Genomic DNA, 9,872 nt, shown 5'->3' on the forward strand with positions numbered 1-9,872 from the left:
GCTCTGGCGATAGCAACTCTCTGTTTTTGACCACCAGAAAGCTGGTTTGGTTTATGGTCTAAACGATCCCCTAGTCCGACTTGCTCTAGCAATTTGGCGGCGCGCTGGCGACGTTCTTTGACTTTGATGCCAGAGTAAACCAACGGCAGCGCCACGTTATCAAGCGCCGTCGCATATTCCAATAAGTTAAAGCTTTGGAAGACAAATCCAATCTTTTGGTTACGAATGCCAGCCAGCTCATTCGCACTTAAACTTGCGACGTTTTGGCCGCCAAGTTGGTACTCGCCATCGGTGGACTTATCTAAACAGCCGAGCATGTTCATCAACGTTGACTTACCCGAACCGGACGGGCCAAGAATCGAAAGAAACTCGCCTTGATTAATGGTTAAGTCAACGCCGTCTAGCGCGCGAACTTCCGCCTCCCCGCTTGAGTAGTATTTACAGATGTTGGTCAGCTCAACAAGCGGCTTCGACATGTTCTCTCCAGAGTTATTGTTGTTATTCACTTTGTAGCGCCTCCAACGGGCTGACTTTTGCGGCTCGGTTTGCAGGTAACCATGCCGAGGCCACACCAATGATCATTAAGGTGAGGATGACAATCGCGACAACGACCCACGACAACTCAGGGACAGGTTTACCCAGTTGTTCATAAAAGGCATTGCCCTCTAAAGGAATGGAACTGATGGCAGACACCAGCGCGTACGTCACGGCTAACCCAAGCGCCCCCCCCATCAACATTGTCAATAAAGACTGTACTAAATAGTGCATGCGAATGGCAGTTGGGGTTGCACCGACTGCCATGCGCACGCCGATATCACGCGTAGATCGCTTTACGGTGGCATACATCACATTGGCGATGCCAACGCCAGCAACAGCTAACGTCACGAAGCCGATAATGCCAAGAAAACTCTGCAAACCTATCAGAAACTGCTGCATACTCTTTTGTTTAAGGAACATATCATCGACTTGGACGACCTGTTCATCACTGACACTTGCGCCGTGTTTACGGGCAATCACTTGCCTGATCGTCTTTGCTAAGGCTTCTCGGTCTACATCGGCTTGTGGTTGCACATTGATGCCACCAATTTCACCGTTGACATGAAATCGCTTCCACGTCGCTAACGGCACAAAGCTGGAATAGTTGATAAGATCCCCCAGTTCTATTTGGGCGCTGTTTTTCTCCAATACGCCCACAACTGTTAACTCCTCATTGCCGATTTTTACCTTTTTCCCCACAGGGTTGACTTGCAATGTGACTGTCGCAAACCAACTAAAGTCCTCATTCGGGTTGAATAAGTCGGCTGCCAGTTCATAACCCAGTACAACGACTTTGCGCGTCTCTTTTTGATCGAGTGGGTTTAACCATCGCCCCCCCGCCATCGGCACCAAATTGGTCATGGATTGAAACTCGCTCGTGACCGCTAACGGCTCTTGCCACGAGCTTCTGTCACCAACGGTGATGCGCTCTTTCCACTTTGCAGTTGGCGCAACACTTTTTACATCGGGTAACGCTCGAACGACCTCTGAATCGTCCATTTTTAATGTCAGAAACTTGCCTTGGTGAAAAGCACCGTGGTCGACGGTGGCCATCCCTCCGGTCAAATAAATCAAGTTGCCGTTACCATTTTGTGCGGTTTTCAATACGCCCTGACGAATACCCTCACCTACCGCCAACATAGCAGCGATACAGAGGGTCGCCCACGCTACAGCCAGAATGGTCAAACCCAATCTCAGCTTTTCTGCAGCCATTTCTTGGAAAATTTGTCTCATCGGTAACAACATGACTAGGCCCTCGCACTCAAAGCAATGACTGGCGTGAGACGCGATGCTCGCCTTGCTGGGAAATACGATGCCATCAATGCCAAGATAAGCGTCACAAGTAAAGACCAAGCAATGGAATCTGGCGTGATCACAGGTAAACCAATCCATTCCGGTAATGCCATGCTGCTTAGGACAGACACCACGGCATACGAAAACATCAGACCTAATGCCGTGCCCACAGCTACCAAAATAAGCCCTTCAAGAATAAACTGACTGAGTATGGATTTTTGAGTCGCCCCGATCGCCAAACGCACACCGATTTCACGCGTGCGCTCCGTGACAGATAAAAACATGATGTTGGCAACGCCAAGCGCACCGACCGCCATGGTCATCGCGCCACTCGCTCCGAGAAAAATCTGAATGCCACGCAAAATTCCACTGATGACCGCCGCACCTTCACTAAAATCGGGTAATTCGACCGCATCTTTATCACTTGGGTCAAAATGAAGCTGCTTGGCGAAAAAGTTCACGATATTTTGTCGAAACGACGGTGCATCCATCCCGTCTCTCGGCTTCATCAATACCATCCAAGGTTTCGCATCCCACAAATCGCGGTACGTTGTTTGAGGAATGAAAACCGTGCGGCTATCGCCGAATGAAATGCCAGTGTCCTCACCGACGGTTATCCCAATCACCAAAAACGGAATGCCGTTAACTTTGAGCCTATCCCCGATTTGGATTCCGCCCATTTGCGCAATTTGGTCGCCTAACACCGCCACGCGAGTGTGGTTGTCCATATCACTTGGTGACAGGTTTCTCGAACCGGATTGCAGCTTGCGTTGCATTAAAGGAAAGTAAGACATACCAATACCGCTGACCGTACTCGATAAGTTCTGTCCTTTGAGATTGGTGATATTCGCATCCCATTTGGCGTAAACGCTCGACGCCTGTTGCACGAAGCCCGACTGTTTGATCATGTCGACTTTTTCTTGTGGTATATCAATTTGGCGTCTTGAAGGTAACCCTTGCCACGGTTTACTGGTACTCGACGGAAACACCACTTGCACATTGTTAATCATAAATGAAAACGACTGGGTCTGATGGCGATAAAAGCCTTCGCCAAGTGCGATTAACACCACCACAGAGATCACGCCCCAAGCAATCGCGATAATGGCTAGCACGCTTTTCATGCGGTGCGCCATCAACGTTTGCCAAGTTTGCTGCAACAGGCTGCTCATGAATGAAAAGCCCGAGAGATCAACGCCATGGTATCGTCATCGAGTTTCCCTGCGGTTTGCAGTAAGCCGATTCTCTTACGCCAATAGCTGTACAAGTTGGTTTGCAGACTGTTTTTCGCCTCAAACAAGCTGTTGTGTGCACTGATAACTTCCGACACTTCAAGCAGACCAGCGTCGTAAAGTTTCTCTTTGCTTTGCAACACTCTGGCGCGCGACTCAACCAGCTCGTTCGCTATCAAAACTTGATTCCAGTTGATATCGACCTGCGTAAACTGCTGAATAACTCGTTTCTGAATATCAATTTCCACTCTACGCATATCTTGCTTGGCGTTTAAAATGTTCAACGATGCTTCGTCCACTCTCGCTCGCACTGCACCATTGAGGTCAATCGGCAAACTCAAACTAATCCCAGCGTTAAACTCGCCGTTTGAACGATTGTCACCATCGCTGTAGCCCACACTGCCTTTGACGGTCGGGTAGTATCCACCTTTAGCTGAATCTTTCGCGAACTCGCTCGCTTTCACCATCTGCGCCGCTACCAACAGCTCTGGACTGCTGTCTTTCGCCAGCTTTAGCCATTGCTCCAGAGAGTCCACCAGCATCGGCGGCTGAATTAGAGAATCCGTTCGAATTTGGTCGACACTCTCCGGCATTTGATTGATTAACGCCGCAAGCTCTGCTTTTTTCACTTCGAGATCGGCTTTTGCATTGAGGATACTTGCTTGCTCAGAGACTTGATTCGCTCGCATCTCTTCAACATCAACCGACTTCACTTTGCCTGCTCGATAGCGTTTCTCAATGATGTTGAGAAGTTCTTTCCCCTCCTCCAGCTTGGACTGTGCCAATTTGAGGTCGCCCTGTGCGCTTGCCACATCTAGGTAAGCGGTGAGCAACTTCTGCGCAAGCTCGTTATGTGATTGAGATAGCTCTAACTGTGCTTTGAGATAATTGGCATTCGCTTGATCCAGTTCCGACCACAAGCTGCTATCCCAAATAGTTTGAGATAAGGTAGCGCCGTAACTGTTCGAATGGCTTGAGGACTCATTCCAATCCGCTGACGCACTGGCACTTAAACCCGGCAATAACGCACTGCGGCTACTCTGTACGCCAACCTCGCCAAGCTGGACGCCGATTTTCGCTTTTTCGTAATTTGGATCGTTCTGCTTTGCTTGTTGCCAAGCTTGTTCAATAGAAATTGCATAGGTAGGCAAACTGAGCGTGGTAGCCAACAATACAAAGGCGATTGTTGGTCGTTGCAGCTTAACCATGCGCCGCTCCCATCATACTGTTGTCGATAACCTCTTCATCAAGCTCCACGCCGTCAAGCACTTCGACATTGATGCCATCTGACAGACCGAGTTTCACAGGTTGTTTATGAAACCCTTGTTCTGAGCTATCGGGGATCAGAACATTCGGTGCGTCACCATCAAATTGCAGAGCGCGCTCCGGTAGAGTGAGCACGTTTTCAGACTTCTTCAGAATGATTTGAGCCGTCGATGAAAAACCAGAACGAAGCAACACATCTTGTGGGATCTTGAGTTCTCCCACTTCAACCTCAAAACCGTTATCAAAACTTTTTGCAGAAGCATTGCCCTCTGGTGAGTTAAGGTTCTCAGATTGAATCGCCACTTTGGTTAGCACACCAGAAATCGCCACATCAGGATAAGGCGCAACCGTCAACATAACGGGCATTCCCGGAGACAACTGCGCAGCATCATGCTCACTGACGCTACCTTTAAAAATCAGACTGTTCATGTCGGCCAATGACATCATTTCAGTCGCGGCTTGGCTTGATTGAGTCGAGATGATCGGCTCTCCGACCTCAACTTTCTGGTTGAGTACCGTGCCATCAATTGGCGCGTAGATCGTCGACGTTAAACGTGCATCGCCGATAGACGCCTCACCACTGCGGATGAGTTCGAGATTCTGGCGCTTTTGCAATACGTCCGCTTGCGCAGATTTGACTGCCGAGCGCGCACTTACGTATTCGTCGTAGTTACTTGGAATAATGTCCTGCTTGACCAAGCTTTCTAAGTTGGACAGTTTTTGTTTGGCGGATTCCAGATCGGCTTCGCTACGCATGAGCTCTGCCGATGCATCCGTTAATGCTTGGGGTGTTGGGTTTGGACGCACTTTGATCAGCGGCTGGCCTTGCTTCACCTTTTCACCAACTTTCGCGTAAATTTCACCGACGATACCGTCGATTTGTGACTTGATAGACACGGAGTGTGCAGGGACAATTTTACCAACAGCCACCGCTTGTTTTTCAATCGTGCCTTTTTCCACAATCAATGTAGGCAGCAATTCTGGTTGAGCAGCAGATTGGAGATAGAAATACGTACCACCGCCGAGCAGCGCGAAGCTCACAGCGGAGACAAACCAACGTTTCGTCATTATTTATTCCAACAATTATTGGGTAGTCTAATGACTACTCCTAAAACACAAAGTTGAAGGAATAATATCCTGCTTTAATAGCGGTTTGGTTGTCACAGTTGGTATGGTTTTGTCAGTCGGCTCTGACAATCAAAAACTAAAGAATCATTCAGCAAAGACGTTGTCTACGATGGCGACTAACAAGCTCTGTAACCGCTCGTTTCAACCGCCACCCTTTTCATTCTGAACAATGTGCAAAATGGCGCCGATCTGTATCCTCCAATCGCATATCCATACAGTCTTGCGCCTCACGTCCTAAAGCAGGAAAAACTGCATGCGCTTTTAAAATGCCTTGGCTGATAAAGCCACATTTCTCCAACACACGAATACTCGCGTGGTTGCCAATATGCGGGGTAGTGCGAATGCGCGTATACCCAAGCTTTGCAGGTAAACAACGCCAAGTTTGCAGGCTTGGGTTGCATAGCCTTTTCCCTGATAGCGAGCAGATACACCAAAATGGATTTCACTGCTGTCTTGCTCAGGTATCAGCACCGGACAGCCTATAGGAGTTTGAGAAGTGAGTTCTTCAATAGCGAAGACTAATAGATTGGGAGACTTTTGATCATATTGAGCACGCCATCTTTCGATAGCTTCAAGGGTTTGATTAACATTTTGGTGGACTTGGCGATTGAGGAAGCGACATGCTTGCTCATCGCCTAAATAGTTTTCAAACAGGGGAGCAGCGTCTGTTGTTTTGAGGTATCTGATTGCTACTTGTTGAGATTCAACTCTCATCATGATTTAGCTCTGATAAACATTCGGTTTCCAGATTTGCATGAAGTTTTCTACTGGAGCAATAGGAGTGAACCCAAACTGTTCGTACAACCCATGAGCATCGCGGGTTGCAAGCATCATACGGCGTAAGCCTTGTAGCTCTGGATGAGCAATAATTTCTGAGATCAACCACTTACTGATGCCTTTACCACGGTGTACCTCCACAACAAACACATCGGCAAGGTACGCAAACGTGGTACGATCGGTAATTAACCGAGCAAAAGCAACGAGTTGATTTTCATCATCCAAAACCGCGAAACAGAACGAATGGCGCAATGACTTCTCAAAGCGTTTTCTTGGAATGCCCTTTCCCCAGTAACTGTTTGAAATGAACTGGTAGATAACGCCTAAATCCATGTCATCTAACGACATAGTAATTCGAAATCCTTGCATTGTATCCCTCAACATTGATTTATATTTTCTCAGCCACACAGACAAGCGAGTTGGCATTCGCCTCAAATACTTGCGCTGACCAAGATTGGTACTCCTCTATGATTCTGAATCCCGCTTGTTCAAGGAAACCCTCTATGTCTTCTAGCGGACGATATTTTAAATCAATACTGGAATGCTCAATCGTTCCACTTTCAAAATGGCGCTCTTTGTTCAAATACATGATGGACGTTTGCAAGTCATACTCGGCCTTCATACCGAAATAACTCACTTCACCATAGGTTGGGGAAACATAGGTTTGCCACAGCACCATCTCATGATCCAATTCTAGATTTTCTGGCGTTGGTAACCGCGTATCGAAAACAAATCGCCCACCTTTTTCGAGGTGTCTTGAGATTGAGCTCAGTGCACCTGCTAGCATCTCATCACTTAAAAAGGCTTGGAATGCATTCCCTGTCATTATGGCTAGGTCAAACTTCTTACCTAACGAAAACTGGGTTGCGTCGAGATGAAGAAAACGCAAGTTACTCCTGTTTTTGGCTTTGTCCTTTGCGTGTTTGAGCATCCCTTCAGAAATATCAATGCCAATGGCTTCGTTGAGTTGCTCAGAGACTGGAATCGTGACAATCCCGGAACCACAACAGACATCCAATACACTTCGAGCATTGGCTTCTTCGATTAACCTTGTGATGAAGGCAATGTCGTGATGGTAATGCTGGTCGTATTGAGCATCGTATTCAATGCCTGACCCGAACTCGGTTAAATCTTGTGTTTTCAAAAACAATCCTTGTTTGTTACTTATTTCAGCGGTGTGACTTTTTCAGCTCTAGCATCAAGTATCGACACACATAACCAACACCAGATACGTAACCAATCACATTTTCTAGGGAAACCACTTCCAACCCCGCTTGCTGACAGAGTTGCTCAACTTCACTTTCGGTATATGCCTTATGCACGACCGATCCACTATAAGTATTTCGAGGCAAATCTTGTCCATTCGGATCGTGGTATTGAAAGCTGATAAAACATCGTCCATTCGCAGTTAGCTTATGCGAAATACACTCCAAAAGTTGTTGAGGCTCTGCTAGAAACTCAGTAAAACCAAGTGCGGTGATAAGGTCGAAGGTTTGCTCAAACAAAGGGGAAAATGGCTCATCGAGGTTATGAACCGCGACGCCTTGATAGAGGTTAGTTTGGCGCGCTTTATCAACCATTTTGGACGAGATGTCTAAGCCATGGATGGCGAGTTCTGGATAGTGACTTTTTACGACATGTCCGATACTGCCAGTCGCACAGGCTAGGTCGAGAACCGAGCCTTGCTCGATGGGAGAGGTTTTTAACTTCTCAGAAATCCAACGTGGACCGACGTAGTGACTGTCGTCCACCAACTTTTGATAGCGATCCGACACATCATCATACATTTTTGCTACGTTCATCGTTTCCTCCTTGATAACCAGAACGATGCTCGAATGTAACACGCAATAAGCATCTAGACACTTATTGGTTGACTAGTTCTTTATGGTATGTGACCGACTGGTTGTTTAGGACAACAAAAAAATCCGATACTCAATATTTTGAATATCGGATTTTTATTGCGTTATCGAGCTAACCAAATTCTCGCTAATATTCCTATCGGAGTAGTAACGCCAGTTGTGACGGAGGAAATTTCACCATTTCTTAAAACATAAATGGTTGGGGTCACGCTAATTTTCCATTCGCGCATAATATCGCTTGAAGGATCGTTTATGTTTTCGAAACGATATTCTTTTGCCCTCATAAACTGCGCCACACGCTCATTCGGTCCCGACGAGCCAGAAACGCCAACTACGGTGTAGTCATCACTCAGCCAGCTCACGCTTGGGCTTACAAATTTACAAGCGGGACACCAAGTCGCCCAAAAATAAACAACGACAGGTTGTTCATAACTTTGCGCGATTGCATCGAAGTGTTCACCATCGCTCAATACTGAGCTCAATGGTGGTGCCTCCTGTTTAGGAATATCTTTAGTGCGATACCAATCCATCGCGATGGAAATGACGGTGACAATGAGCACCATCTGTACGATTTGAACGAGCCAATATCGGAATGTTCTACGCCGCTTTGTCGAACTCATTGAATAGCTCCCCCACTCGCTTGCTTCACCGCACTTAAAACAACATCATCAGTCAGGATCACAGGTAACGGGATACCTTGTGGCGCTGCCGGGCCATAGACGATGTTAAACGGCACACCGTAACGCCCATGAGCTCGTAAAAAGTCAGTTACCGAGCCGTCCGGATGTGTCCAATCCCCTTTTAACGTCGCTACATTAGGGCTTTGCAGCAATGAGTAGACAGGATCTTGCCAGATCACACCGATCTTGTTCGCTTTACACGTGACACACCAATCCGCAGTGACATCCACAAACACCACTCGCCCATTATTGACGTGATCTTCAATCGCCGAGTTAGAAAGCTTCTGCCACGCTAAGTCCTCAGGAAGCGGTGTCGCCCATTGGTCGGCAGTGACACTACCAAGTAACAGGCCACCAGCTATCAACACTAATGACGCAGTTCCGGATACAGCAAGCGCTTTCTCACCATACACTTTCTTAACTCTTGCCATCATTACAACAAAAGCAGCCACAGCGATAAGTGCAATCCATAACATCGGAACATGATTTGCCATTAATGAAAGTAGCCAAACGCTGGTTGCCAACATCATTATGCCAAACACTATTTTAACGACATTCATCCACGAGCCAGGCTTTGGTAGTTTCAGCGCGATACTTGGAAACACAGCGACTAAGATCCAAGGCAGTGCCATACCCAATGCTAATGCTGTAAAAGTTGCAAATAACGTTAATACGTCGGCACCCAAGGCAAACGCCACGGCTGTTCCCAGGAAAGGCGCGGAGCAAGGTGTCGCAAGCAATGTGGCAAACATACCTTGAACATAGTGACCAACTAGGGAGTTATCACCTTTCGAGGCCAGCCATGTATTGGTACCCGATGATAGACGGATTTCAAACAGCCCCAGCATATTGGCCCCAAACAAAGTGGTGACCAACACCATCAAACCTAAGAACCAAGGGCTTTGAAATTGCACGCCCCAGCCAATGGCATTACCTGTTAGCTTAAGCACCAAAATAAAACCAGCGAGAATCCAGAACGACGTTAATATACCAAGTGACGAGGCAACAAACTGAGCGCGAATTTGACGACGCTCGATACCTTGAGCGGCAACAATACTACTTAGCTTCATCCCCAAAACCGGAAGAACGCAAGGCATGATGTT

Annotated in this window: 10 protein-coding genes and 1 pseudogene; all 11 read right to left on the minus strand. The window is 47.3% G+C overall.

From position 1 onward, the window contains the following. Positions 1 to 476 (minus strand): ABC transporter ATP-binding protein (locus R7041_RS21290; protein WP_318128707.1); only part of this gene is annotated, 476 nt, incomplete at its 3' end. Positions 477 to 498: 22 nt separating this feature from the next. Next, on the minus strand, positions 499 to 1,782 hold the full coding sequence (locus tag R7041_RS21295) for an ABC transporter permease (protein ID WP_206949245.1): 1,284 nt from the start codon (positions 1,780 to 1,782) through the stop codon (positions 499 to 501). Positions 1,783 to 1,784: 2 nt separating this feature from the next. Further along, the gene (locus R7041_RS21300; protein WP_206949246.1) at positions 1,785 to 2,999 is read right to left on the minus strand and encodes an ABC transporter permease; all 1,215 of its coding nucleotides are present in this window, start codon (positions 2,997 to 2,999) and stop codon (positions 1,785 to 1,787) included. Continuing rightward, a complete protein-coding gene (locus R7041_RS21305) occupies positions 2,996 to 4,267 on the minus strand; it encodes a TolC family protein (protein WP_064368622.1) in 1,272 nt (423 codons plus the stop codon). Before R7041_RS21305 ends, R7041_RS21300 begins: the two co-directional genes overlap by 4 nt. Then, on the minus strand, positions 4,260 to 5,393 hold the full coding sequence (locus R7041_RS21310; RefSeq protein WP_064368623.1) for an efflux RND transporter periplasmic adaptor subunit: 1,134 nt from the start codon (positions 5,391 to 5,393) through the stop codon (positions 4,260 to 4,262). Before R7041_RS21310 ends, R7041_RS21305 begins: the two co-directional genes overlap by 8 nt. Before the next feature lie 217 nt (positions 5,394 to 5,610). Beyond that, positions 5,611 to 6,170: pseudogene (locus R7041_RS21315) on the minus strand (GNAT family N-acetyltransferase). Between the two features lie 3 nt (positions 6,171 to 6,173). Next, entirely contained in the window at positions 6,174 to 6,599 is a 426-nt protein-coding gene (locus tag R7041_RS21320; protein WP_064368624.1) for a GNAT family N-acetyltransferase, read from the minus strand. A gap of 19 nt (positions 6,600 to 6,618) precedes the next feature. Further along, a complete protein-coding gene (locus R7041_RS21325; RefSeq protein WP_064368625.1) occupies positions 6,619 to 7,374 on the minus strand; it encodes a class I SAM-dependent methyltransferase in 756 nt (251 codons plus the stop codon). Between the two features lie 25 nt (positions 7,375 to 7,399). Then, positions 7,400 to 8,032, minus strand: a complete 633-nt coding sequence (locus tag R7041_RS21330; RefSeq protein ID WP_064368626.1) for a class I SAM-dependent DNA methyltransferase — start codon at positions 8,030 to 8,032, stop codon at positions 7,400 to 7,402. Between the two features lie 161 nt (positions 8,033 to 8,193). Beyond that, on the minus strand, positions 8,194 to 8,709 hold the full coding sequence (locus tag R7041_RS21335) for a protein disulfide oxidoreductase (protein WP_064368627.1): 516 nt from the start codon (positions 8,707 to 8,709) through the stop codon (positions 8,194 to 8,196). Beyond that, positions 8,706 to 9,872 (minus strand): protein-disulfide reductase DsbD family protein (locus R7041_RS21340; RefSeq protein WP_318128708.1); only part of this gene is annotated, 1,167 nt, incomplete at its 5' end. The genes R7041_RS21340 and R7041_RS21335, both read right to left, overlap by 4 nt.

This window comes from Vibrio sp. 1751 (genome assembly GCF_033339895.1).
Lineage (GTDB): Bacteria > Pseudomonadota > Gammaproteobacteria > Enterobacterales > Vibrionaceae > Vibrio > Vibrio alginolyticus.